This is a genomic window from Pseudomonas sp. FW305-3-2-15-C-LB1 (assembly GCF_058787615.1).
In genome coordinates this window covers 1-22892 of the sequence record NZ_JBYSZX010000004.1, presented here as the reverse complement: position 1 = coordinate 22892, position 22892 = coordinate 1, and the positions used below count along the sequence as shown (strand labels likewise).

The following is a 22892-nucleotide window of genomic DNA, read 5'->3' as shown; positions in this document are numbered from 1 at the left end:
GCACGTGGAGAGAACAACAATGTTGAGATCCCTTAAGTATTCGGCGCTGGCCATTGGCTTGATCGGCGCAACCCAGGCCATGGCAGGCCCGGACCTGACGGTCGTGTCCTTCGGTGGCGCGAACAAGGCGGCCCAGGTCAAGGCGTTCTACGCACCTTGGGAAAGCGCGGGCAATGGCAAGATCGTCGCCGGCGAGTACAACGGTGAAATGGCCAAGGTGAAAGCCATGGTCGACACCAAGAGCGTGTCCTGGGACCTGGTGGAAGTGGAATCGCCGGAACTCTCCCGTGGCTGTGACGAAGACATGTTCGAGCCGCTGGACCCGAAACTGTTCGGCAACACCGCCGACTACGTGAAGGGCGCGATCCAGCCATGTGGCGTGGGCTTCTTCGTGTGGTCGACCGTGCTCGCCTACAACGCCGACAAACTCACCTCCGCCCCCACCAGTTGGGCAGATTTCTGGGACACCAAGAAATTCCCGGGCAAGCGCGGCCTGCGTAAAGGCGCCAAGTACACCCTGGAGTTCGCCTTGATGGCCGACGGTGTGGCGCCGAAAGACGTGTACAAAGTGCTGGCCGGCAAAGATGGCCAGGACCGTGCATTCAAGAAACTCGATGAACTCAAGCCGTCGATCCAGTGGTGGGAAGCCGGCGCACAGCCGCCGCAGTACCTCGCTTCCGGTGACGTCGTGATGAGTTCGGCCTACAACGGCCGCATCGCCGCCGTACAGAAAGAAAGCAACCTCAAAGTGGTGTGGAACGGCGGCATCTACGACTTCGACGCCTGGGCCATCCCTAAAGGCCTGGCCAAGGACCGTGCCGAAGCGGCGAAGAAATTCATCGCTTTCTCAGTACAGCCTCAGCAGCAGAAGACCTACTCGGAAAACATCGCCTACGGCCCGGCCAACACCCAAGCCGTGCCGTTGCTGGCCAAGGACATCCTCAAGGACATGCCGACCACCCCGGAAAACATCGCCAACCAGGTGCAGATCGATGTGAGCTTCTGGGCGGATAACGGCGAGCAGCTGGAGCAGCGCTTCAATTCCTGGGCGGCCAAGTAACCCAACACTGTTGTTGTGTGTTTGCTGATTGTGGCGAGCGGGCTTGCCCCGCGTTGGGCTGCGTAGCGGCCCTAAAACCAGGCGCCGCGCTCGATCAGGCAGAGCGCGGTGGGTTTAATAGGGCTGCTACGTAGCCCAACGCGGGGCAAGCCCGCTCGCCACAGGGTCTGTTGTACATCGCACGAAACTGTCGTCATTTTCAGTCTTACCGGAGTCAGCCATGGCCATCGCCGTTCCCTCGAACGAGGTCAACAGCCCCACCCTCAAGCAGCGCCTGGCGCGTGCCGAGCGGCTCAATCGCTGGAAGGCCCAGGCCTTGATTGCGCCGCTGGTGCTGTTCTTGCTGCTGGTGTTTCTGGTGCCGATCGTTGCTTTGCTGTTCAAGAGCGTCGGCAATCCGGAAGTGGTGGGCGGCTTGCCGCGTACCGTGGTCGCGGTGACGGCCTGGGACGGCCGTGGCTTGCCGGGTGAACCGGTGTACCAGGCCCTCAGCGAGGACCTGGGCGAAGCGCGCAAAAACCAGACCCTGGGCGATCTGTCCAAACGCTTGAACATGGAACTGGCCGGCTACCGTAGCCTGCTGACCAAAACCGCGCGGGCGCTGCCGTTCAGTGAAGCGCCCGGCTCTTATAAAGAAGCGTTGGAAAACCTCGACGAACGCTGGGGCGACCCGGCGTACTGGCAGGCGATCCGGCGCAATACCAGCAGCCTGACACCGTTCTACCTCCTGGCGGCCGTCGATCATCGCATCGACGACCTCGGCGAAATCGCGCCGGCCACACCTGACCAGGCAATCTACCTGGACATCTTCGCCCGTACCTTCTGGATGGGCCTGGTAATCACTGCCATCTGCTTGCTGCTGGCCTATCCCCTGGCCTATCTGCTGGCCAACCTGCCGGCACGCAAGAGTAACTTGCTGATGATTCTGGTGTTGCTGCCGTTCTGGACCTCGATCCTGGTGCGGGTGGCGGCGTGGATCGTGTTGCTGCAGTCCGGCGGCCTGATCAACAGCGCCTTGATGGGCATGGGCTTGATCGATAAACCCTTGGAGCTGGTGTTCAACCGCACCGGGGTCTACATCTCGATGGTGCACATCCTGCTGCCATTCATGATCCTGCCGATCTACAGCGTGATGAAGGGCATCTCGCCCACCTACATGCGTGCGGCGATTTCCCTGGGTTGCCACCCGTTCACCAGCTTCTGGCGCGTGTACTTCCCGCAGACCTATGCCGGCGTCGGCGCCGGTTGCCTGCTGGTGTTCATCCTGGCGATTGGTTACTACATCACCCCGGCGCTGCTGGGCAGCCCGAACGACCAGATGGTCAGCTACTTCGTGGCGTTCTACACCAACACCAGTATCAACTGGGGCATGGCGACGGCACTGGGTGGCTTGCTGCTGCTGGCCACCGTGGTGCTGTACCTGATCTACAACCGGCTGGTGGGCGCCAGTCGCCTGCGCCTGAGCTGAGGAGACCTTGCGATGCTGAGCCCTTACATGTCGCCCGTTGAACGGGTCTGGTTCTACAGCTTGCGGATCCTCTGCGGCTTGATCCTGTTGTTCTTGATCCTGCCGGTGCTGGTGATCATTCCGCTGTCGTTCAACAGCGGCAGTTTCCTGGTGTACCCGTTGCAAGGCTTTTCGCTGCACTGGTACCAGGACTTCTTTGCCTCGGCCGAGTGGATGCGTGCACTCAAGAACAGCATCATCGTCGCCCCGGCGGCCACGGTGCTGGCCATGGTGTTCGGCACCCTGGCGGCCATCGGCCTGACCCGTGGCAACTTCCCCGGCAAGGCGCTGGTGATGGCACTGGTGATTTCACCGATGGTGGTGCCGGTGGTGATCATCGGTGTGGCCAGCTACCTGTTCTTTGCACCGCTGGGACTGGGTAACAGCTTCTTCTCGTTGATCGTGGTGCATGCGGTGCTGGGCGTGCCGTTTGTGATCATCACGGTGTCGGCCACGTTGCAGGGGTTTAACCATAACCTGGTGCGGGCGGCGGCGAGCCTCGGGGCTTCGCCGTTGACGGCGTTTCGCCGAGTGACCTTGCCGTTGATTGCGCCGGGGGTGATTTCCGGGGCGCTGTTTGCTTTCGCCACGTCGTTCGATGAAGTGGTGGTGACGCTGTTCCTCGCCGGCCCTGAGCAAGCGACGCTGCCGCGTCAGATGTTCAGCGGCATCCGTGAGAACCTCAGCCCGACGATTGCGGCGGCGGCAACCTTGTTGATTGCCTTCTCGGTATTGCTGTTGCTGACTCTGGAATGGCTGCGCGGGCGTAGCGAGAAACTGCGCACCGCAGCAGTCTAACGGCCTGCTGGAGATTCAAGTGTGGGAGGGGGCAAGCCCTCTCCCACATGGTTTTGTGTTGTGTTGGAAATCACCATTCAGCCTCTGAATGCTAGGCAACCCAGGTTTCCGAGCTACTCTTGTGCCAGCCCATCACTTAATAAGAGGCCGCGCACATGAGTACTTCCTCATTCAAGATCGCCCACAAACTGCTGACCGGCGCTGGCGCCATCGAACAACTGGCCTTTGAACTCACCCGCCTGGATGTGGACAACCCGCTGATCGTCACCGACGCCGCGCTGGTCAAGTCCGGCACCGTGGCGCTGGCCCTCGAACACTTGGGCGAGCGCACCTACGAGATTTTCGACCGCGTACTGCCCGACCCGGAAATCGCCATCGTCGAGGACTGCATGCGCGTTTACCGCGAGGGCGGGCATGACGGCCTGATCGGGCTGGGCGGCGGCAGCGCCATCGATATCGCCAAAAGCGTAGCCGCCTATGCCGGTTACCACGGTGCGCTGGCGGACCTCTTTGGCGTCGACCAGGTGCCGCGCAAGGGCCCGCCGTTGATCGCCATCCCGACCACGGCCGGCACCGGTTCGGAGGTGACCAATGTGGCGATCCTTTCCGACAAGGCCGCACAGCTGAAAAAAGGCATCGTCAGCGACTACCTTCTGCCGGATGTGGCCTTGATCAGCCCGCAAATGACCCTCACCTGCCCGCGCAGCGTTACCGCCGCCAGTGGTGTGGATGCGCTGGTGCATGCCATCGAGTCCTACTTGTCGCTGAATGCCTCGCCGATCACTGATGCGCTGGCCATCGGCGCGATCAAGTTGATTGCCAAGGCGCTGCCCAAGGCCTACGCCAACCCGGCCAACCTGCAGGCACGTGACGACATGGCCACCGCCAGCCTGATGGCCGGCATGGCGTTCGGTAACGCCGGGGTCGGCGCGGTGCATGCGTTGGCGTACCCGTTGGGTGGGCGTTTCAACATTGCCCATGGGGTGAGCAACGCGCTGTTGCTGCCCTATGTGATGCACTGGAACAAATTGGCCTGTGTGGAGCGCATGCAGGAGATTGCACAGGCCATGGGCGTGAATGTCACCGGCTTGAGCGTCAACGATGCGGCCGATCAGGCAGTGGACGCGATGACGCGACTGTGTGCCGCCGTCGAGATTCCGGCAGGCCTGCGCAGTTTCGGCGTGCCCGAGGACGCGATCCCGGCGATGGCGGTTGAGGCGGCAGGCATTGAGCGGCTGATGCGTAACAATCCGCGCAAGCTCAGCGCCGCCGATATCGAGAAAATCTACCGGGCGGCTTACTAGCCGTTGAGCCAGGTCACGGTGCGCGCGGCAAAGCATGAGGTATACAATGCGCGCCATCGTGATTTAGCTCAAAAAAGGTGCGTCATGCAGCCCTTCGTTATTGCTCCATCGATTCTCTCCGCCGATTTCGCCCGCCTGGGTGAGGAAGTGGACAAGGTGTTGGCCGCCGGTGCCGATTTCGTGCACTTCGACGTCATGGACAACCACTACGTGCCCAACCTGACCATCGGCCCGATGGTGTGTGCGGCGCTGCGCAAGTACGGCATCACCGCGCCGATCGATGCGCACCTGATGGTCAGCCCGGTGGATCGCATCATCGGCGACTTCGTGGAAGCCGGCGCGACCTACATCACCTTCCACCCGGAAGCCTCGCTGCACGTCGACCGCACCCTGCAACTGATCCGCGAAGGCGGCTGCAAGGCGGGCCTGGTGTTCAACCCGGCCACGCCGTTGAGTGTGCTTGAGTACGTGATGGACAAGGTCGACATGGTCCTGCTGATGAGCGTCAACCCAGGCTTTGGCGGCCAGAAGTTCATCCCGGGCACCCTGAACAAGCTGCGTGAAGCTCGCGCGCTGATCGATGCTTCCGGTCGCGACATCCGCCTGGAGATCGACGGCGGGGTCAACGTCAACAACATCCGCGAAATCGCCGCCGCGGGCGCCGACACCTTCGTGGCCGGCTCGGCGATCTTCAACGCGCCGGACTATCAGGAAGTCATCGACAAGATGCGTGCCGAACTGGCGCTGGCACGTCCATGAGCGGCTTTGAGCAGCTGTTCCCCGGCAAACTGCCACGGCTGGTGATGTTCGATCTGGACGGTACCTTGATCGACTCGGTACCCGACCTGGCAGCGGCGGTGGACGAGATGCTGCTCAAGCTGGGGCGCAAGCCGGCCGGGATCGAGTCGGTGCGTGAGTGGGTCGGCAACGGTGCGCAGATGCTGGTGCGCCGCGCCCTGGCTAATAATATCGATGCCGAAGGCGTGGATGACGTCGAGGCTGAACACGCCTTGGAGCTGTTCAACGCCGCCTATGAAGACGGCCATGAACTGACCGTGGTCTACCCCGGCGTACGTGACACCCTCAAATGGCTGAGCAAGAAGGGCGTGGAAATGGCCCTGATCACCAACAAGCCGGAACGCTTCGTCGCGCCGCTGCTGGACCAGATGAAAATCGGTCGGTATTTCCGCTGGATCATCGGTGGCGACACCCTGCCGCAGAAAAAACCCGACCCGGCGGCGCTGTTTTTCGTGATGAAAATGGCCAATATCCCGGCCTCCCAGTCGTTGTTTGTCGGCGATTCACGCAGTGATGTGCAGGCGGCGAAGGCCGCGGGCGTGCAGTGCGTGGCCCTCAGCTACGGCTATAACCATGGTCGGCCGATCGCCGAAGAGTCGCCGGCGATGGTGATTGATGACCTGCGCCTGTTAATCCCCGGTTGCTTGGGAGCGGGCGCTGAGATAACGTTGCCCGACACCGATCCGTCCCCTTCTGGAAATTCCATCGTGGTGGTCACTCGCAAACTCTGGATGAAAGTCATCAAGGCCCTGGCCCGCTGGCGTTGGCGCGCCTGACTGTTCCTGGCCGCGCCCTGCGGCACGTTTGCATACCTGACTGTTAGACCCTCAAGCCACGAGGCATATCATGACCCGCGAAGAATTCCTGCGTTTGGCCGCTGCCGGCTACAACCGCATTCCCCTGGCCTGCGAAACCCTGGCCGACTTCGACACGCCGCTGTCGATCTACCTGAAACTGGCCGATGAGCCTAACTCCTACCTGCTCGAGTCCGTACAGGGCGGCGAGAAGTGGGGGCGTTACTCGATCATCGGCCTGCCGTGCCGCACGGTGCTGCGGGTACATGACCATCATGTGAGCATTACCCATGATGGCGTCGAGATCGAACACCATGATGTCGAAGACCCGTTGGCGTTCGTCGAAGCCTTCAAGGCGCGCTACAACGTGCCGACCATTGCCGGCCTGCCGCGCTTCAACGGCGGCCTGGTGGGTTACTTCGGTTATGACTGCGTGCGTTATGTGGAAAAACGTCTGGGCCAATGCCCGAACCCGGACCCGTTGGGCGTGCCGGACATCCTGCTGATGGTCTCCGACGCGGTCGTGGTGTTCGACAACCTCGCCGGCAAGATGCACGCGATCGTGCTGGCCGACCCGTCCCAGGCCGATGCGTTCGAGCAAGGCCGGGCCAGCCTCGAAGCCCTGCTGGAAAAACTGCGCCAGCCGATCACCCCGCGTCGCGGCCTGGACCTCAGCCGTCCGCCGGCGGCCGACCCGATCTTTCGTTCAAGCTTTACCCAGGATGACTACGAGCGGGCCGTCGATACCATCAAGGAATACATCCTCGCCGGCGACTGCATGCAGGTGGTGCCGTCGCAGCGTATGTCCATCGACTTCAAGGCCGCGCCGATCGATCTGTACCGGGCGCTGCGTTGCTTCAACCCGACGCCGTACATGTACTTCTTCAACTTTGGTGACTTCCACGTGGTGGGCAGTTCGCCGGAAGTGCTGGTGCGCGTCGAAGACAACCTGATCACCGTGCGCCCGATCGCCGGCACGCGCCCACGGGGTGCAACCGAAGAAGCTGACCTGGCGCTGGAAGAAGACCTGCTGAGCGACGACAAGGAAATCGCCGAGCATTTGATGCTCATCGACCTGGGTCGTAATGACACCGGGCGTGTGTCGGAAATCGGTTCGGTGAAGCTCACCGAGAAGATGGTGATCGAGCGTTATTCCAACGTGATGCATATCGTGTCCAACGTTACCGGCGAGCTGAAGGCTGGCCTGACGGCGATGGATGCGTTGCGCGCGATTCTGCCGGCGGGCACCTTGTCGGGTGCGCCGAAGATCCGCGCGATGGAAATCATCGACGAGCTGGAGCCGGTCAAGCGTGGGGTCTACGGCGGTGCCGTGGGTTATTTCGCCTGGAACGGCAACATGGACACGGCCATTGCGATCCGCACCGCCGTGATCAAGGACGGGGAGCTGCACGTGCAGGCCGGTGGCGGGATCGTCGCCGACTCGGTGCCGGCCCTCGAATGGGAAGAAACCCTGAACAAGCGCCGCGCGATGTTCCGCGCCGTTGCGCTGGCTGAACAGACTCCCAATTCCTGAGGTTCCCCCATGTTGCTGATGATTGATAACTACGATTCCTTTACCTACAACGTTGTGCAGTACCTGGGCGAGTTGGGTGCCGAGGTCAAGGTAGTGCGCAATGACGAACTGACCGTCGCCGAGATCGCCGCCCTGAACCCGGAGCGCATCGTGGTTTCGCCAGGCCCGTGCACGCCGACCGAGGCGGGTATTTCCCTGGAGGCGATCCAGTATTTCGCCGGCAAGCTGCCGATCCTGGGCGTATGCCTGGGCCACCAGTCCATCGGCCAGGCCTTTGGCGGTGACGTGGTGCGTGCACGCCAGGTGATGCACGGCAAGACCAGTCCGGTATTCCATCATGATCAGGGCGTGTTCCATGGGCTTAACTTGCCGGTGACCGTGACCCGCTACCATTCGTTGGTGGTCAAGCGCGAAACCCTTCCGGATTGCCTGGAACTGACCGCCTGGACCCAACTGGAGGACGGCTCGGTCGACGAGATCATGGGCCTGCGCCACAAGACACTGAATATCGAAGGGGTGCAATTCCACCCCGAATCGATCCTGACCGAGCAGGGCTACGAGCTGTTCGCCAATTTTCTCAAGCAGAGCGGCGGCACGCGCTAAGGACTTTCCATGGATATCAAGACTGCCCTGAGCCGTATCGTCGGCCACCTGGACCTGAGCACCGCTGAAATGAGCGATGTGATGCGCGAGATCATGACCGGTCAATGCACCGACGCGCAGATCGGCGCGTTCATGATGGCCATGCGCATGAAGAGCGAAAGCATCGACGAAATCGTCGGCGCCGTGTCGGTCATGCGCGAGCTGGCGGACAAGGTCGAGCTCAAGACCCTCGATGGTGTGGTCGACGTGGTCGGCACCGGCGGTGACGGTGCGAACATCTTCAACGTGTCGACGGCTTCTTCGTTTGTGGTGGCGGCGGCGGGTTGCACTGTGGCCAAGCACGGTAACCGCGCGGTCTCCGGCAAGAGTGGCAGCGCCGACTTGCTGGAAGCGGCGGGGATCTACCTGAACCTGACCCCGATCCAAGTGGCGCGCTGTATCGACAACGTCGGTATTGGGTTCATGTTTGCCCAATCCCACCACGGTGCGATGAAGCATGCTGCCGGCCCGCGCAAGGATCTCGGCCTTCGTACCCTGTTCAACATGCTCGGCCCGCTTACGAATCCGGCCGGTGTGAAACACCAGGTGGTGGGTGTGTTCAGCCAGGCGCTGTGCCGGCCATTGGCCGAAGTACTGCAACGCCTGGGCAGCAAGCATGTGCTGGTGGTGCATTCCAAGGACGGCCTGGACGAATTCAGCCTGGCGGCACCGACCTTCGTGGCGGAGCTGAAAAATGACCAGGTCACTGAGTATTGGGTCGAGCCGGAAGACCTGGGCATGAAGAGCCAGAGCCTGCACGGCCTGGCGGTGGAAAGCCCGGCGGCCTCCCTGGAACTGATTCGTGATGCCTTGGGCCGTCGCAAGACCGAGAACGGTCAGAAAGCCGCCGAGATGATTGTTTTGAATGCTGGCGCGGCACTTTATGCAGCCGACCACGCCTATAGTCTTAAGGAGGGTGTTGCCTTGGCCCACGATGCGCTGCACACCGGTCTGGCTCGTGAGAAGCTCGAAGAGCTGGGAGCATTCACCGCAGTATTCAAGATGGAGAATGAAGGATGAGTGTGCCGACCGTTCTGGAAAAAATCCTGGCCCGCAAGGCTGAAGAAGTTGCCGAGCGGCGCGCCCGCGTGAGCCTGGCCGAGCTGGAAGCCCAGGCAAAGATCGCCGATGCACCGCGCGGTTTCGCCAATGCACTGATCGCCCAGGCCAAGCAGAAGCAACCGGCCGTGATCGCCGAGGTCAAGAAAGCCTCGCCGAGCAAAGGCGTGATCCGCGAACACTTTGTGCCATCGGAAATCGCCGTCAGCTATGAGAAGGGAGGGGCGACTTGCCTGTCCGTGCTGACCGATATCGACTACTTCCAGGGTTCCGACCTGTTCCTGCAGCAGGCCCGCGCCGCGTGCAAGTTGCCGGTGATCCGCAAGGACTTCATGGTCGACCCGTATCAGATCGTCGAAGCCCGTGCCCTGGGCGCCGACTGCGTGCTGCTGATCGTTTCCGCGCTGGATGACGTGAAGATGGCCGAGTTGGCTGCCGTCGCCAAAAGCGTCGGCCTCGACGTGCTGGTGGAAGTGCATGACGGCGATGAGCTGGAACGCGCCTTGAAAACCCTCGACACACCGCTGGTGGGGGTCAACAACCGTAATCTGCACACCTTCGAAGTCAGCCTGGAAAACACTCTCGACCTGTTGCCGCGGATTCCGCGCGACCGTCTGGTGATCACCGAGAGTGGCATCGTCAACCGTGCCGACGTGGAGTTGATGGAGATCAGTGGCGTGTACTCGTTCCTGGTGGGCGAGACCTTCATGCGTGCCGAGAACCCGGGGGCTGAATTGCAGCGCCTGTTCTTCCCGGAGCGGGGCATGGCGGTCAGCGGTTCGACGCTGGATTGATGATGACGCAGCCGGTGGCGATGACCGTCGAAGCAGGACTTGCCGCCGAGCAAGACCTGCTGGCGGCTGTTTGCGCAGGTGAGCGGGAGTATGGGTTGTTGTTCTGGCAACCCAGCGATCAGGCTTTGGTCATGCCGCGTCGGTTGAGCCGCTTGCCGGCCTTTGAAACCGCCAGCCAGGTTTCAGCCGATGCGGGTTGGCCGGTGCTGCTGCGTGAAACCGGCGGTGAGCCGGTGCCGCAGTCGAGTGCCACAGTCAACATCGCCCTGGTCTACGCCCCGCCGCGCAGTGAGGGCGACCAGAATCGTATCGAAACCGGTTACCTGCGTTTATGTCAGCCGATCTGCGACTTGCTGATCGAGTTGGGCGGCGATGCGTCTGTCGGCGAGATCGACGGCGCATTTTGCGACGGTCGCTACAACGTCAATCTCAATGGCCGGAAAATGGTTGGCACTGCCCAGCGCTGGCGCCAAAGCGGGGGGCGCCCGGTGGGCCTGGTGCACGGTGCGCTGTTGCTGGAAAACGATCGCGAAGACCTGATCGCGGCGGTCAATCGCTTCAATGAAGCCTGCGGTCTTGAACAGCGGGTGCGTGCCGACAGTCATATCGCCCTGCACGAAGCCTTCCCGGCGCCCGATGCGATCAGCCGGCTGGACACCTTGTACCGCCAGATGTTGGCCAGCTTCCTGCCGGTTTAACGGGTACCGAACACCACCATCGTCTTGCCTTTGACGTGCACCAGGTTGCGTTCTTCCAGGTCTTTGAGCACGCGTCCGACCATCTCCCGTGAACAGCCGACAATGCGCCCGATTTCCTGGCGCGTGACCTTGATCTGCATGCCATCGGGGTGGGTCATGGCGTCCGGTTGCTTGCACAGGTCAAGCAGGCAACGCGCTACACGGCCAGTGACGTCGAAGAATGCCAGGTCGCCGACTTTGCGCGTGGTGTCCCGCAGGCGTTGCGCAATCTGGCCGCTGAGGACATAAAGGATGTCGGGATCTTGTTGGGCCAGTTCGCGGAATTTCGCGTAGCTGATCTCGGCCACTTCGCACTCGACCTTGGCACGCACCCAGGCGCTGCGTTCCTGTTCCTTGCCGGCTTGTTCGAACAACCCCAACTCCCCAAAAAAATCCCCGGTGTTCAGGTAGGCGATGATCATTTCGCGGCCGTCTTCATCCTCGATCAGGATGGTGACCGAGCCTTTGATAATGAAGAACAGGGTTTCGGAGCGTTCGCCGGCGCAGATGATGTTGTGCTTGGCCGGGTAGCGGCGGCGCTGGCAATGCATCAACAGTTTGTCGAGATTCTTGATTTTGGGTATGGGAGTAAGGGCAACCATGGTTGTATCCCGAAAAGACTGCGCTAAATAGTTGGAGTTGTTGTATTCATCGGGTATCGGCATTGATACGCGCTGCATAAAGGGTGGCATTACGCCATCGATTTGGCGTCAGCTTAACAGACACATTCTGACTCGATTAGCCAATTTTCCGCGCAAAGCCTGCTTTTGATCGCTTTTGTTGCAAACGCTGACGCAGGTGGGCCCTGTGCTAAGCTGGCGACCCTTTTTTAGCAGTGGAGTCTGGGCGATGAAGGCACGCATCCAATGGGCGGGCGAAGCCATGTTCCTCGGTGAGTCGGGCAGTGGCCATGTGGTGGTCATGGATGGCCCGCCGGAAGCCGGTGGCCGTAACCTGGGCGTACGCCCGATGGAAATGCTCCTGCTGGGCGTAGGCGGTTGCAGCAATTTCGACGTGGTCAGCATCCTGAAGAAATCCCGCCAGGCCGTGGAAAGCTGCGAAGCCTTCCTGGAGGCCGAGCGTGCCACCGAAGACCCCAAGGTATTCACCAAAATCCACATGCATTTCGTGGTAAAGGGCAGGGCGCTGAAAGAGGCGCAGGTGAAGCGCGCTATCGAACTGTCGGCGGAGAAGTATTGCTCGGCGTCGATCATGCTGGGCGCGGCCGGGGTGGCCATTACCCATGATTACGAGATAATTGAGTTGGGTTGATCGCTCAATCGGCGGACAAAAAGAAAGGGCGCTGTGATAGCGCCCTTCTTTTGGCTCAGATTCGGTACGTGCTTTTAGTCATGACCTTGGCCAATAGGCTCATGCCAAACCGCACTGGCGCCGGGAAGCGAAAACCACCGGCATCCAGCGCGCTTTCTGCGTGATGTTCTTCATCAATGCGCATCTGCTCAAGAATGGCACGGGACTTTTCGTCTTCGGCCGGCAGTTGTTCCAGATGTTCATCCAGGTGTTTGCACACCTGATGTTCAGTCGCTGCGACAAAACCCAGGCTGACCTTGTCGCTGATCAGGCCGGCCGCGGCGCCGATCCCAAACGATAAACCGTAGAACAGCGGGTTCAACACGCTCGGGTGACTGCCCAGTTGGCGGATGCGTTGCTCGCACCAGGCCAGGTGATCGATTTCTTCCTCGGCGGCATGCTCCATGGCTGCGCGCACCTGCGGCAGCTTGGCGGTCAGCGCCTGGCCCTGGTACAGCGCCTGGGCGCAGACTTCGCCGGTATGGTTGATGCGCATCAAGCCGGCGACGTGGCGGGTCTCGGTCTCGCTCATCTGCGCGTCGGGCTGCACGATGGCGGGTGAGGGGCGATACGGCTGGCCGCTGAAGGGCAGCAGCGTACGCATGGCCATGTCGGCTTGCAGCAACAGACGGTCAATCGGCGAGTAGTGACGTTGGGTAGTCATGCTGACCTCCGGGAAGAATCTCGGCGGCCAGTTTACCGCAAGAGAGGGGCAAGCGTTTGCGTTGCGTCAAGGGCATGGGGTCGCAGCCTGGGCTGCGACCTTTGCTGAAAGGCTGATCAGCCCGGCGGCCAGTTCATCTGGCGCTGGCCCAGCACGTGCATATGGATGTGATAAACGGTCTGCCCGCCTTTCGGGTTGCAGTTCATCACCACCCGGAAACCTTCTTCACACCCTTGTTCTACAGCCAGGCGCTGGGCGGTGAACAGGATATGACCGGCCAGGGCTTTATCTTCTTCAGTCAGGTCATTGAGCGTGGGGATGTGTTTCTTGGGAATGACCAGGAAATGCACGGGCGCCGCCGGGTGGATGTCCTTGAACGCCAGGACTTGGTCATCTTCGTAGATGATGTCCGCGGGTATTTCTCTGTTGATGATCTTGGTGAACAGAGTATCCACAGCTGTTTCTCCATTATGAATGTGCAAGGTGAGTGTACCCAGCCCGTCAGCGTGGGCAATAGGCCTTGTTGATAGCGCCGGCGATCTTGCGGGTCAGCCAGCGTGGGCTGAAACGCGGGCTGAAGGCGATCCAGCGGTTGCGACGGCCGGGGATGATGATGGCTTTGTTCTTTTCCAGTGCGCGCACGGTGTAGAGCGCCACTTCTTCGGGGCTCATCAGCTGTTGACTGCGGTCGAGCCTGGCGGTGTCCATCTGCGCTGTGCCGAAGAACGCGGTGCGTGTCGGGCCGGGGCAGAGCACCGAGACCTTAATGCCGCAGGTTTTCAGTTCTTCGCGCAAGCCTTCGGAGAAATGCAGCACATAGGCCTTGCTGGCGTAATAACTGCTCATCCACGGGCCGGGCTGGAATGCCGCGATGGACGCCACATTGAGAATCTGCCCGCCGCCGTGCAGCGCCATGGCATTGCCGAGTGCGTGGCACATTCGGGTCAGGGCCAGGATGTTGACCTCCATCAGGTCCTGTTCGGTCATCCAGTCCTGGGCCAGGAACGGCCCGCTGGTGCCGATGCCGGCGCAGTTCACCAGCAGGTCGATCTGCCGCTCGCCTTCTTCAAGCTCCAGCAGGAACCCGGACAAGCGCAGTGGCTCGCCAAGGTCGCAGGCCCGGAACAGCACTTCGACGCCAAAGCGTTGGGTCAATTCGATTGCAATGCTTTCCAACTGATCACGCTGGCGGGCCACCAGAATCAAGCTGCGGCCGCGACGGGCGAGTGCTTCGGCCAGGGCCAGGCCGATGCCGCTGGAGGCGCCGGTGATCAGAGCGTAACGGGTCATGCCTTTCTCCATCGCAACGCCGCCGCGCCTGTGACAGAGGCATCACAGGCCGGGGGCGTTTCTTTACTGTTCTGGAGAGTCTACAGGTTCGCCCGCTTCGTCAGCACTCTGCGCTTCGTCTTCTTCGACGGTTGCCGCCTGGTCGGCGTCTTCGTCGGAGGTGATGGAGCTGCTTTCGTAGCTGCTGTCCACGTTGGCTTCGAGCTGGTCCAGGTAACCGTTCATGCCCAAGGTCACCACGATGGCAAGCATGACTGGAATAAACGCCAACCACAGCGTGGCCAGGACTTTTACCGCGGTGGAGTTACGTGGCGGTGGCGCACCATACTGGTTGGCGCCTGCATTGCCCGGCAGTACCAGCAACAGGATCGGGAAGACACTGTTCACCAATGGCACCAGGTTGAGTAGGTACAACCAGCCCGACCAGCCCAGGTCATGCAGGCGCTGCACGCCGATTTGCACACTGACCCATACCAGCGCCACAAACAGCGCGAGACCCAGCAGTACTCCGATGATGGTGCCCGCAATCGGCGAGGCGGTAGCCACGGCAAAGCTGACGGTGCTGATGATGCCACCCGCAACCAGCATCGCCAGGGTCAACACCAGGGTCCATGCCAGGTAGCGCAGGCGGCCGATCCGCCCATGGATAGTGAAGACTTTGAGGGTGGCGTACTCGGGCAAGTCATCACCCACCGCCGCGCGGGGAGGCGCATAAGGCGAGGCATCCGGACGCGCGAAACCAGAAGGGCCGGAATCCGTCTCGTGAGTTTCAGCGAGGCTGAAGGCCACAGGCTGTTCGGGCTCAATGCGCGCGTCGACACCGGCGTTTTTCAGCGCGGTGAGGTAGGTTTCCGCATCCGGGCGAGACAGGTCGCGCTTGAGCGCAACCGGGCGGCCGGTAAAGAGCTTTTCGATGGCTTCGACTTCGCTCTTGAACAGCTCGGCCAGGTTCAGTTTGGCCGTGGTGCTTTCGACACCCGGGAGCAAGGCTCCATCAAACACAATCTTGAAACGGTTGTCGCTCATGCGGGCTTCCTTGTCACTTGTTCAGGGAGGTAGTGCAGGCCCGTCTAATCAGCAGGCCTGGCAGTTGGGTCAACGTGGCCAGCGCAGTTGTGCCGCCTGTTCGCGTGCCTTGCGGTATTCGGCATCCAGGCGCGCAACGAGTTCATCGACGCTGGGCAAATCATCAATCTCACCGACGCCTTGGCCAGCAGACCATACAGTCTTCCAGGCTTTGGCCTCGTCGCTCAACGGCTTGAGCTTGGAGCCGAAGTTGACCTCGCCTTTGCCTTGCAGGGCGGCGAGGTCGAAACCGGCGTTTTCCAGGCTCTGGCGCATAAAGCTGGCGGGCACGCCGGAGACAGCGGGAGTGTGCACGATGTCGGCGGCGCGCGATGTGAGCAGCATCTCTTTATACGCATCCGGTGCCTGGCTTTCGGTAGTGCCGATAAAGCGCGTGCCGAAATAGGCCAGGTCTGCACCGAGCAGTTGGGCGGCGAGAATCTCGTGCCCGTGATTGAGGCAGCCGGCCAGCAGCAGGGTTTTGTCGAAGAACTGGCGGATCTCGGCAATCAGCGAGAATGGGCTCCAGGTGCCGGCATGGCCACCGGCGCCGGCGGCTACGGCGATCAGGCCGTCCACACCGGCCTCGGCAGCCTTCTCGGCATGGCGGCGGGTGGTGACGTCGTGGAACACCAGGCCACCGTAGCTGTGTACCGCGTCCACCAGCTCTTTGACGGCACCCAGGCTGGTAATGACGATGGGCACTTTATGCTCAACGCAGATCGCCAGGTCTGCCTCCAGGCGGGGATTGCTGTTGTGCACGATCAGGTTGACGGCATAGGGCGCGGGGTTGTCCAGCAGCGCCAGGCCCGCTTCGATTTCCTCCAGCCAGGCCTTGAACCCGCTGCTTTCGCGTTGGTTAAGCGCCGGGAAACTCCCGACTACCCCATTGCGGCAGCACGCCAGGACCAGTTGCGGGTTGGAAATCAGGAACATCGGCGCCGCCACGACGGGCAGGCGCAGACGCTGTTCAAGCAGAGCGGGCAGCGACATTGGAGGTACCCCAAGTAATTGAAGTTAGAACGGTTTGACCACGACCAAAATTACGATAGCCAGCAATATCAGAACGGGCACTTCATTGAACCAGCGATAAAAGACATGGCTGCGGGTGTTTTCGCCACGGGCAAAGCGTTTTACCTGCGCGCCGCACATATGGTGGTAGCCAATGAGCAGTACGACGAGGGTCAGCTTGGCGTGAATCCACCCGCCCGAATGAAAGATGCCTGGGTTCAGATAGATCAGCCAGCCGCCGAAAATCAACGTGGCGATCATCGCCGGCCCCATGATGCCGCGATACAACTTGCGCTCCATGACGCTGAAACGCTCTTTGCTGACGGTGTCCTCGCTTTGGGCGTGGTAGACAAACAGGCGTGGCAGGTAGAACAGCCCGGCAAACCAGCAGACGACGCTGACGATGTGGAAGGCTTTGATCCATAGATAGAGCATTTCTAGTTATTCCCAGGTTCACGGTAACTGAGGATAGTAGTGGCTCATGCGCCCATACGTCACGTTGGCGGTTGTCGCAGGACGATACGACCCCTATTATCGACGGCTTTCCAGTGGGTTCGTTGAGGGCAGGTTTATGGTCAAGGTCGGTATCGTCGGCGGCACGGGTTACACCGGTGTCGAATTGCTGCGTCTGTTGGCTCAGCATCCGCAAGCTGAGGTGGTGGTCATCACTTCCCGATCCGAGGCCGGGCTGGCCGTGGCCGATATGTACCCGAACCTGCGCGGTCATTACGACGGCCTGGCGTTCAGTGTTCCGGACATCAAGACCCTGGGCGCCTGCGACGTGGTGTTCTTCGCCACCCCGCACGGTGTTGCCCACGCCCTGGCAGGCGAGTTGTTGGCCGCCGGCACCAAAGTGATCGACTTGTCGGCGGACTTCCGTCTGCAGGACGCTGATGAGTGGGCCAAGTGGTATGGCCAGCCGCACGGCGCGCCGCAGTTGTTGGAAGAGGCGGTGTACGGCCTGCCGGAAGTGAATCGTGAACAGATCAAGCAAGCGCGCCTGATTGCTGTACCGGGCTGCTATCCGACGGCTACACAGTTGGGCTTCCTGCCTTTGCTGGAAGCGGGGCTGGCAGACGCTTCGCGCTTGATCGCGGACTGCAAATCGGGCGTCAGCGGTGCCGGTCGTGGTGCGGCGGTTGGTTCGCTGTACTCCGAGACGTCGGAAAGCATGAAGGCCTATGCGGTGAAAGGTCACCGTCACTTGCCAGAAATTCGCCAGGGGCTGCGTCGCGCGGCTGGGAAGGACGTGGGCCTGACCTTCGTCCCGCACTTGACCCCAATGATCCGCGGTATTCACTCCACGTTGTACGCCACCGTGGTCGATCGCTCGGTCGACCTGCAGGCGCTGTTCGAAAAGCGTTATGCCAACGAACCGTTCGTCGATGTGATGCCGGCCGGCAGCCACCCGGAAACCCGCAGCGTGCGCGGTGCCAATGTGTGCCGGATTGCTGTGCATCGCCCGCAGGACGGTGACCTGGTCGTGGTGTTGTCGGTGATCGATAACCTGGTCAAGGGCGCGTCCGGCCAGGCGGTGCAGAACATGAACATCCTGTTTGGCCTGGATGAGAAGTTGGGGCTGTCCCACGCGGGCATGCTGCCTTGAGACGGTTGAGTCGCTAAGCAAAAGGCCCGTTGATCGGGCCTTTTGTGTTTTTAATGGCGACAGCGCAGATTGATATACCGTAACAATAGTTGACCGCTTTTCTAGGAGAAGCGGATAATGCCGACCATTACGCATATGGCGGCGCTACGCCGGGAGATTATCAGCATGAGCGTTGAATCCTTCACCCCCACGGCTTTGCAATTCACCCACGGTGCTGCGCACAAGGTGAAGAGCCTGGTCGATGAAGAGGGTAATGATCGCTTGAAGCTGCGCGTATTCGTTACGGGCGGCGGTTGTTCAGGGTTTCAGTACGGTTTTACCTTCGATGAGGATGTAGCCGATGATGACACCATCGTTGAACGCGAAGGCGTAAGCCTGGTTGTGGACCCGATGAGCTTCCAATACCTGGCCGGTGCCGAGGTGGATTACCAGGAAGGTCTGGAGGGTTCACGCTTTGTGATCAAGAACCCTAACGCTACCACCACCTGTGGTTGCGGGTCTTCGTTCTCGATCTGATCGGCAACGGATGCAAAAACGCCGCTTGGCTGTTATAGGCCAAGCGGCGTTTTGCTGTGCGGAGATTTTAGGTCGGGTAGATGGCGCCCAGTACCCGAAGTCCTCGTGCCCCGGTGACGCTTGGGCGGTTGGCGGCGATGCCTTCGAGACAGCAATGGGCCAGCCATGCGAAGGCCATGGCCTCGACCCAGTCGGGGTCTACTCCGTAGGTGGCGGTGCTGCTGACTTGAGTTGATGGTAGCAGGGCGGCCAGGCGCTTCATCAGCGCGGTATTGCGGGCGCCTCCGCCACACACCAGCAGTGTTTCGGTCTGGGGCTGGGCGGCCTGCAGGGATTCGATGATGGTCAGGGCGGTCAGCTCAAGTAGCGTGGCCTGAACATCCTGAGGCTCGAATGTTGGTAAGCGACCCAGGTGTTGGTGCAGCCATTCCAGATTGAATACTTCGCGGCCGGTGCTCTTGGGGCCCGTGGTCACGAAGAAAGGGTCGCTGAGCAGGGCGTTGAGTAGAGCTGGCTTGACCTTGCCGCTGGCCGCCCACTGGCCATCACGATCAAAGTGTTCACCGCGTTGCTGGTGAATCCATGCATCCAGCAGGACATTGCCTGGGCCGCAGTCGAAGCCGGCTACAGGTTTGCCGGTCTCAATCAGGCTGAGGTTGCTGAAACCTCCCACATTCAATACGGCACGGTTACCGCTGTGCTCGCCAAATAGCGCTTCATGGAACGCAGGGACCAGCGGGGCGCCCTGACCGCCGGCGGCGACGTCGCGGCTACGGAAATCGCTGACCACGGTGATGCCTGTAAGCTCGGTGAGCAAGGCCGGGTTGCCGATCTGTACGGTAAAGCCCCGTGCGGGTTCATGGCGGATGGTCTGGCCATGGCTGCCAATTGCGCGAATGTCCTGAGGTTTGAGGTTTTGTTGGTCGAGTAAAGCGTGAATACCTTGAGCGGCAAGCTTCACCCAGTTCTGCTGGGCGATGGCTGAGCGAGCGATCTCATCTGCCCCGCTGGCGCAAAGAGCGAGCAGCTCAGTGCGCAGGGTGTCGGGCATGGGAATGTAGTGTGTAGCGATCAGCTTGATCGCCGGGGACTGCTCGATCAAGGCGATGTCCAGGCCATCAAGGCTGGTCCCGGACATCACACCAATATAGAGCGCCATACTTAACGCTTCGCCGAAGCCAGCAGGGTGGAGCGTTCTTGGTCCATGCGCGCCATCAACGGCTGGCTCTGTTGCATGAAACGGGCACGCTCGGCCTTGGCGATCGGGTCGGCCATGGGCAGCTTCTGGCCCAGTGGGTCGACGTGAACGCCATTGACCTGGAACTCATAGTGCAAGTGTGGGCCGGTGGACAGGCCGGTAGTACCGATATAGCCGATCACCTGGCCTTGTTTCACTGTGCCGCCGGTTTGCACGCCCTTGGCAAAGCCTTGCATGTGGCCATACAGGGTGCGGTAGGTATTGCCGTGCTGGATGATCACGGTATTGCCATAGCCGCCACGACGTCCTGCCAGCAGGACTTTACCGTCGCCGGCTGCCTTGATCGGCGTGCCACGCGGGGCGGCGTAGTCGACGCCTTTATGGGCGCGGATTTTGTTCAGAATTGGATGCTTGCGACCCATGGAGAAACGCGAGCTAATACGAGCGAAGTCCACTGGGGTGCGGATGAAGGCCTTGCGCATGCTATTGCCATCGGCAGTGTAGTAGCTGCTGTTACCTTGTTTGTTGGTGTAGCGCACGGCGGTGTAGGTCTTGCCGCGGTTGGTGAAGCGTGCGGAGAGAATGTTGCCGGTGCCCACGACTTTGCCGTTGGCGACTTTCTGCTCGTAGATCACGTCGAATTCGTCGCCCTGGCGAATGTCCTGGGCGAAGTCGATGTCGTAGCCGAACACGCTGGCCATGTCCATGGTCATGCTGTGGGACAGGCCTGCCCGGGCCGCCGACTGTGACAAGGAGCTGTTGATCACCCCGTGTACATAGGCAGAGCGCATGACCGGCTTGGTAGTGATCCGATTGAAGGCAAAGCCTTTGGCGCCCTTTGTCAGGGTAATGCTTTCGAGGTCGCTGACATTGCTGTGCAGGTTGTTCAGTTGGCCATCGGGGGCGAACTCGAATTCGAGCTTCTGGCCGTGCTTGAGCTGGGTGAACTGCTTGGCTTGTTTGTCGCTCGCCAGCACTTCATTAACGGTAGCGGCGGGGAGGCCGACCTTCTCGAATAGAGTCGACAGGGTGTCGCCCTTGGCCACGATCACTTCGCGGTGATGAGGGTTTTTGGCCGTGTCGGCAGCAGGCGCAGCTGTACTCTGGGCTGCTTGTTGGGTGTCTTCGGGGCTGTTTTCTATCTGGGCGAACGGTGATTCGGTGGTCGTATTTGTGGCTTGTTGCGCGTCGGAAGCGTCTTCATCTTGTGTCAGTTGTTCAACTGGACTTTCCAGGTCAAGGCTCAGGGATGTTCGTTTGGCTTCTACGTCACTGGAAGGGAATACCAGGAGTGCCAGGCTGAGAAGGGCGGCGATACCACTTGCGGCGAGCAGGTGGGTCTTCGGGTAAAGCGGCGGCGCTTTAGACGGTTCAGTGGTCATAGGTAATTTTGACTTTGAAGATGAAATGGAAAAGATGAATGACATGATGAAGATGAAATAACTGTATAAAATATAACCAAATCATCTGTGGCGCAAGCTCGCGAACGCTGGGCTTGCTGAACGGTGTCCGTTCGCAGGGCAAAACTTGTAATTAGTCCCTGATCTTGTATGGTTGGTTCCCTTTTGAATCTGAGCCTTGCGGGTCTGTTATGAAGTCGGTTGAAGAGCAGCTAGCGCTGATAAAACGTGGTGCGGAAGAACTGTTGGTCGAAGCTGAGCTGATCGAAAAGCTCAAGCGTGGTCAGCCCCTGCGTATTAAGGCTGGCTTTGATCCGACTGCGCCGGATCTGCACCTGGGGCATACGGTGCTTATTAATAAGCTGCGCCAGTTCCAGGAGTTGGGGCACCAGGTCATCTTCCTTATAGGTGACTTCACCGGAATGATCGGTGATCCGAGCGGCAAGAGCGCCACACGTCCGCCGCTGACCCGTGAGCAGGTGCTCGATAATGCCGAGACCTACAAGACTCAGGTATTCAAGATACTCGATCCAGCCAAGACCGAAGTGGCGTTCAACTCTACTTGGATGGATCAGATGGGGCCGGCGGACTTCATTCGCTTGACCTCTCAGTACACTGTCGCGCGCATGCTTGAGCGTGATGATTTCGACAAGCGCTACTCCACCAATCAGCCGATCGCCATTCACGAGTTCCTCTACCCGTTGGTTCAGGGCTATGACTCGGTAGCGTTGCGTGCGGACGTTGAGCTGGGCGGCACTGATCAGAAGTTCAACCTGTTGATGGGGCGTGAGCTCCAGCGTGCGTATGGGCAGGAAGCCCAGTGCATCCTGACCATGCCGTTGTTGGAAGGGTTGGATGGCGTCAAGAAGATGTCCAAGTCCCTGGGGAACTATGTCGGTATCCAGGAGGCGCCGGGCGTTATGTACGGTAAGCTGGTTTCGATTCCTGATGCTTTGATGTGGCGTTACTTCGAGTTGCTGAGCTTCCGGTCGATGGACGAAATCAATGCGCTGCGTGCTGATGTAGAGGCAGGCGCTAATCCACGTGACGTGAAGATTAAGCTGGCGGAAGAGATTGTTGCGCGTTTCCATGGTGAGGAGGCTGCGGCCAGTGCTCACCGTGCTGCGGGTAATCGCATGAAGGATGGCGAGTTGCCTGATGATTTGCCGGAGATCGAGCTGTCTGCTGCCGAGGCGATGCCGATTGCTGCCGTGCTTAATAAGGCTGGCCTGGTTAAGAACTCGGCGGTTGCGCGCGACCTTCTGGGCTCGGGTGGGGTGCGTATAGATGGTGAGGTTGTGGATCGCACCTTTATATACGAGCTGGGCGCTACCCACGTTTGCCAGGCAGGGAAGAAGGCATTTGCGCGCATTACGCTAAAATCCGAATAAACCTGAAATTAAGTGTTGACGGCGAATTTTATCTGTCTATAATTCGCCCCACTTCCGGCGCAGTCGAAACGGAAAACTCCTTGGTAAACAAAGAGTTACGCAGAATTCGACAGCGACTTGCTTCAGTTCATCGAAGCCCAGAAGCAGTTGATAGGGCAGTGTTGTCTGGCTCTATTAACGTTTCGATCCTCTCGGTCGAAAGCGGAGAAAAAGAGGTGTTGACAGCAGCGTGTAACGCTGTAGAATTCGCCTCCCGCTAACGAGAGATCGGAAGCGCAAGTGGTTGAAGTTGTTGAAGAAATCTTCGAAAACTTCTGAAAATAATCACTTGACAGCAAATGAGGCTGCTGTAGAATGCGCGCCTCGGTTGAGACGAAAGATCTTAACCAACCGCTCTTTAACAACTGAATCAA

The 22892-nt window shown here is 60.2% G+C and carries 24 protein-coding genes; 15 read left to right on the top strand and 9 right to left on the bottom strand.

Going from position 1 to position 22892, the window contains the following annotated elements:
* Nucleotides 1–19 precede the first annotated feature (19 nt).
* From AC3WP7_RS09485 to AC3WP7_RS09435, 11 genes are all read left to right on the top strand, one after another.
* Nucleotides 20–1060, top strand: coding sequence for an ABC transporter substrate-binding protein (locus AC3WP7_RS09485; RefSeq protein WP_071490226.1), 1041 nt, complete (start codon nt 20–22; stop codon nt 1058–1060).
* Nucleotides 1061–1280: 220 nt separating this feature from the next.
* Complete coding sequence (locus AC3WP7_RS09480; protein ID WP_071490225.1) at nt 1281–2528, top strand: ABC transporter permease; 1248 nt, start codon at nt 1281–1283, stop codon at nt 2526–2528.
* A gap of 12 nt (nt 2529–2540) precedes the next feature.
* Nucleotides 2541–3365 (top strand): ABC transporter permease, encoded by an 825-nt coding sequence (locus AC3WP7_RS09475; RefSeq protein WP_015886162.1) that lies wholly within the window; start codon nt 2541–2543, stop codon nt 3363–3365.
* A gap of 155 nt (nt 3366–3520) precedes the next feature.
* Nucleotides 3521–4669: an iron-containing alcohol dehydrogenase gene (locus AC3WP7_RS09470; RefSeq protein ID WP_071490224.1), complete on the top strand. Its 1149-nt coding sequence runs from the start codon at nt 3521–3523 to the stop codon at nt 4667–4669.
* Between the two features lie 84 nt (nt 4670–4753).
* The gene (rpe, locus tag AC3WP7_RS09465; RefSeq protein WP_071490223.1) at nt 4754–5428 is read left to right on the top strand and encodes a ribulose-phosphate 3-epimerase; all 675 of its coding nucleotides are present in this window, start codon (nt 4754–4756) and stop codon (nt 5426–5428) included.
* Nucleotides 5425–6243: a phosphoglycolate phosphatase gene (locus AC3WP7_RS09460; protein ID WP_102591859.1), complete on the top strand. Its 819-nt coding sequence runs from the start codon at nt 5425–5427 to the stop codon at nt 6241–6243. The genes rpe and AC3WP7_RS09460 overlap by 4 nt, the downstream gene beginning before the upstream one ends.
* Before the next feature lie 70 nt (nt 6244–6313).
* Nucleotides 6314–7795 (top strand): anthranilate synthase component I, encoded by a 1482-nt coding sequence (trpE, locus tag AC3WP7_RS09455; protein ID WP_093514178.1) that lies wholly within the window; start codon nt 6314–6316, stop codon nt 7793–7795.
* 9 nt (nt 7796–7804) lie between these two features.
* The gene (locus AC3WP7_RS09450) at nt 7805–8398 is read left to right on the top strand and encodes an aminodeoxychorismate/anthranilate synthase component II (RefSeq protein WP_071490220.1); all 594 of its coding nucleotides are present in this window, start codon (nt 7805–7807) and stop codon (nt 8396–8398) included.
* A 9-nt stretch (nt 8399–8407) separates the two neighbouring features.
* Nucleotides 8408–9457 carry an anthranilate phosphoribosyltransferase gene (trpD, locus tag AC3WP7_RS09445; RefSeq protein WP_071490219.1) on the top strand — a complete coding sequence of 350 codons (1050 nt, stop codon included), beginning with the start codon at nt 8408–8410 and terminating at the stop codon, nt 9455–9457.
* Complete coding sequence (gene trpC / locus AC3WP7_RS09440; RefSeq protein ID WP_071490218.1) at nt 9454–10290, top strand: indole-3-glycerol phosphate synthase TrpC; 837 nt, start codon at nt 9454–9456, stop codon at nt 10288–10290. The genes trpD and trpC overlap by 4 nt, the downstream gene beginning before the upstream one ends.
* Entirely contained in the window at nt 10290–10988 is a 699-nt protein-coding gene (locus AC3WP7_RS09435) for a lipoate--protein ligase family protein (RefSeq protein ID WP_170856046.1), read from the top strand. The genes trpC and AC3WP7_RS09435 overlap by 1 nt, the downstream gene beginning before the upstream one ends.
* Here AC3WP7_RS09435 and crp read toward each other — a convergent pair.
* Complete coding sequence (crp, locus tag AC3WP7_RS09430) at nt 10985–11629, bottom strand: cAMP-activated global transcriptional regulator CRP (protein WP_071490216.1); 645 nt, start codon at nt 11627–11629, stop codon at nt 10985–10987. The two genes, AC3WP7_RS09435 and crp, sit on opposite strands and share 4 nt — an antisense overlap.
* A gap of 247 nt (nt 11630–11876) precedes the next feature.
* Here crp and AC3WP7_RS09425 point away from each other — a divergent pair, with 247 nt between their 5' ends.
* The gene (locus AC3WP7_RS09425; protein ID WP_005792019.1) at nt 11877–12299 is read left to right on the top strand and encodes an OsmC family protein; all 423 of its coding nucleotides are present in this window, start codon (nt 11877–11879) and stop codon (nt 12297–12299) included.
* A 55-nt stretch (nt 12300–12354) separates the two neighbouring features.
* On the opposite strand, the gene coq7 is transcribed toward AC3WP7_RS09425, so the two are convergent.
* The 6 genes from coq7 to hemJ form a co-directional block, all read right to left on the bottom strand.
* On the bottom strand, nt 12355–13002 hold the full coding sequence (coq7, locus tag AC3WP7_RS09420) for a 2-polyprenyl-3-methyl-6-methoxy-1,4-benzoquinone monooxygenase (RefSeq protein ID WP_015886151.1): 648 nt from the start codon (nt 13000–13002) through the stop codon (nt 12355–12357).
* A gap of 116 nt (nt 13003–13118) precedes the next feature.
* Nucleotides 13119–13457: a histidine triad nucleotide-binding protein gene (locus tag AC3WP7_RS09415; protein WP_010206940.1), complete on the bottom strand. Its 339-nt coding sequence runs from the start codon at nt 13455–13457 to the stop codon at nt 13119–13121.
* A gap of 46 nt (nt 13458–13503) precedes the next feature.
* Complete coding sequence (locus AC3WP7_RS09410; protein ID WP_102591860.1) at nt 13504–14292, bottom strand: SDR family NAD(P)-dependent oxidoreductase; 789 nt, start codon at nt 14290–14292, stop codon at nt 13504–13506.
* 63 nt (nt 14293–14355) lie between these two features.
* Nucleotides 14356–15318: a DUF805 domain-containing protein gene (locus AC3WP7_RS09405; protein ID WP_092242347.1), complete on the bottom strand. Its 963-nt coding sequence runs from the start codon at nt 15316–15318 to the stop codon at nt 14356–14358.
* Between the two features lie 69 nt (nt 15319–15387).
* Nucleotides 15388–16350, bottom strand: coding sequence for an NAD(P)H-dependent flavin oxidoreductase (locus AC3WP7_RS09400; protein ID WP_093527348.1), 963 nt, complete (start codon nt 16348–16350; stop codon nt 15388–15390).
* A gap of 24 nt (nt 16351–16374) precedes the next feature.
* Nucleotides 16375–16803 carry a protoporphyrinogen oxidase HemJ gene (gene hemJ, locus AC3WP7_RS09395; RefSeq protein ID WP_071490210.1) on the bottom strand — a complete coding sequence of 143 codons (429 nt, stop codon included), beginning with the start codon at nt 16801–16803 and terminating at the stop codon, nt 16375–16377.
* A 136-nt stretch (nt 16804–16939) separates the two neighbouring features.
* Between hemJ and argC the strand changes: the two genes are divergently transcribed.
* Nucleotides 16940–17974 (top strand): N-acetyl-gamma-glutamyl-phosphate reductase, encoded by a 1035-nt coding sequence (argC, locus tag AC3WP7_RS09390; RefSeq protein ID WP_003210935.1) that lies wholly within the window; start codon nt 16940–16942, stop codon nt 17972–17974.
* A gap of 165 nt (nt 17975–18139) precedes the next feature.
* Entirely contained in the window at nt 18140–18490 is a 351-nt protein-coding gene (gene erpA, locus AC3WP7_RS09385) for an iron-sulfur cluster insertion protein ErpA (protein WP_003176443.1), read from the top strand.
* 67 nt (nt 18491–18557) lie between these two features.
* On the opposite strand, the gene AC3WP7_RS09380 is transcribed toward erpA, so the two are convergent.
* On the bottom strand, nt 18558–19649 hold the full coding sequence (locus tag AC3WP7_RS09380; protein ID WP_102591861.1) for an anhydro-N-acetylmuramic acid kinase: 1092 nt from the start codon (nt 19647–19649) through the stop codon (nt 18558–18560).
* Nucleotides 19650–19651: 2 nt separating this feature from the next.
* Nucleotides 19652–21070, bottom strand: coding sequence for a peptidoglycan DD-metalloendopeptidase family protein (locus AC3WP7_RS09375; RefSeq protein WP_102591862.1), 1419 nt, complete (start codon nt 21068–21070; stop codon nt 19652–19654).
* Nucleotides 21071–21279: 209 nt separating this feature from the next.
* Between AC3WP7_RS09375 and tyrS the strand changes: the two genes are divergently transcribed.
* The gene (tyrS, locus tag AC3WP7_RS09370; protein WP_010206932.1) at nt 21280–22479 is read left to right on the top strand and encodes a tyrosine--tRNA ligase; all 1200 of its coding nucleotides are present in this window, start codon (nt 21280–21282) and stop codon (nt 22477–22479) included.
* The last annotated feature ends 413 nt before the right edge of the window (nt 22480–22892 follow it).

Bases quoted from the DNA above. Each gene is read 5' to 3' on its own strand.
- rpe (WP_071490223.1), top strand. From the start codon at position 4,754: ATGCAGCCCTTCGTTATTGCTCCATCGATTCTCTCCGCCGATTTCGCC.
- argC (WP_003210935.1), top strand. From the start codon at position 16,940: ATGGTCAAGGTCGGTATCGTCGGCGGCACGGGTTACACCGGTGTCGAA.
- trpD (WP_071490219.1), top strand. From the start codon at position 8,408: ATGGATATCAAGACTGCCCTGAGCCGTATCGTCGGCCACCTGGACCTG.
- AC3WP7_RS09480 (WP_071490225.1), top strand. From the start codon at position 1,281: ATGGCCATCGCCGTTCCCTCGAACGAGGTCAACAGCCCCACCCTCAAG.
- tyrS (WP_010206932.1), top strand. From the start codon at position 21,280: ATGAAGTCGGTTGAAGAGCAGCTAGCGCTGATAAAACGTGGTGCGGAA.
- trpC (WP_071490218.1), top strand. From the start codon at position 9,454: ATGAGTGTGCCGACCGTTCTGGAAAAAATCCTGGCCCGCAAGGCTGAA.
- AC3WP7_RS09435 (WP_170856046.1), top strand. From the start codon at position 10,290: ATGATGACGCAGCCGGTGGCGATGACCGTCGAAGCAGGACTTGCCGCC.
- AC3WP7_RS09460 (WP_102591859.1), top strand. From the start codon at position 5,425: ATGAGCGGCTTTGAGCAGCTGTTCCCCGGCAAACTGCCACGGCTGGTG.
- AC3WP7_RS09485 (WP_071490226.1), top strand. From the start codon at position 20: ATGTTGAGATCCCTTAAGTATTCGGCGCTGGCCATTGGCTTGATCGGC.
- hemJ (WP_071490210.1), bottom strand. From the start codon at position 16,803: ATGCTCTATCTATGGATCAAAGCCTTCCACATCGTCAGCGTCGTCTGC.
- AC3WP7_RS09475 (WP_015886162.1), top strand. From the start codon at position 2,541: ATGCTGAGCCCTTACATGTCGCCCGTTGAACGGGTCTGGTTCTACAGC.
- crp (WP_071490216.1), bottom strand. From the start codon at position 11,629: ATGGTTGCCCTTACTCCCATACCCAAAATCAAGAATCTCGACAAACTG.
- erpA (WP_003176443.1), top strand. From the start codon at position 18,140: ATGAGCGTTGAATCCTTCACCCCCACGGCTTTGCAATTCACCCACGGT.
- AC3WP7_RS09400 (WP_093527348.1), bottom strand. From the start codon at position 16,350: ATGTCGCTGCCCGCTCTGCTTGAACAGCGTCTGCGCCTGCCCGTCGTG.
- coq7 (WP_015886151.1), bottom strand. From the start codon at position 13,002: ATGACTACCCAACGTCACTACTCGCCGATTGACCGTCTGTTGCTGCAA.
- AC3WP7_RS09380 (WP_102591861.1), bottom strand. From the start codon at position 19,649: ATGGCGCTCTATATTGGTGTGATGTCCGGGACCAGCCTTGATGGCCTG.
- AC3WP7_RS09470 (WP_071490224.1), top strand. From the start codon at position 3,521: ATGAGTACTTCCTCATTCAAGATCGCCCACAAACTGCTGACCGGCGCT.
- AC3WP7_RS09405 (WP_092242347.1), bottom strand. From the start codon at position 15,318: ATGAGCGACAACCGTTTCAAGATTGTGTTTGATGGAGCCTTGCTCCCG.
- AC3WP7_RS09410 (WP_102591860.1), bottom strand. From the start codon at position 14,292: ATGACCCGTTACGCTCTGATCACCGGCGCCTCCAGCGGCATCGGCCTG.
- AC3WP7_RS09425 (WP_005792019.1), top strand. From the start codon at position 11,877: ATGAAGGCACGCATCCAATGGGCGGGCGAAGCCATGTTCCTCGGTGAG.
- trpE (WP_093514178.1), top strand. From the start codon at position 6,314: ATGACCCGCGAAGAATTCCTGCGTTTGGCCGCTGCCGGCTACAACCGC.
- AC3WP7_RS09375 (WP_102591862.1), bottom strand. From the start codon at position 21,070: ATGACCACTGAACCGTCTAAAGCGCCGCCGCTTTACCCGAAGACCCAC.
- AC3WP7_RS09450 (WP_071490220.1), top strand. From the start codon at position 7,805: ATGTTGCTGATGATTGATAACTACGATTCCTTTACCTACAACGTTGTG.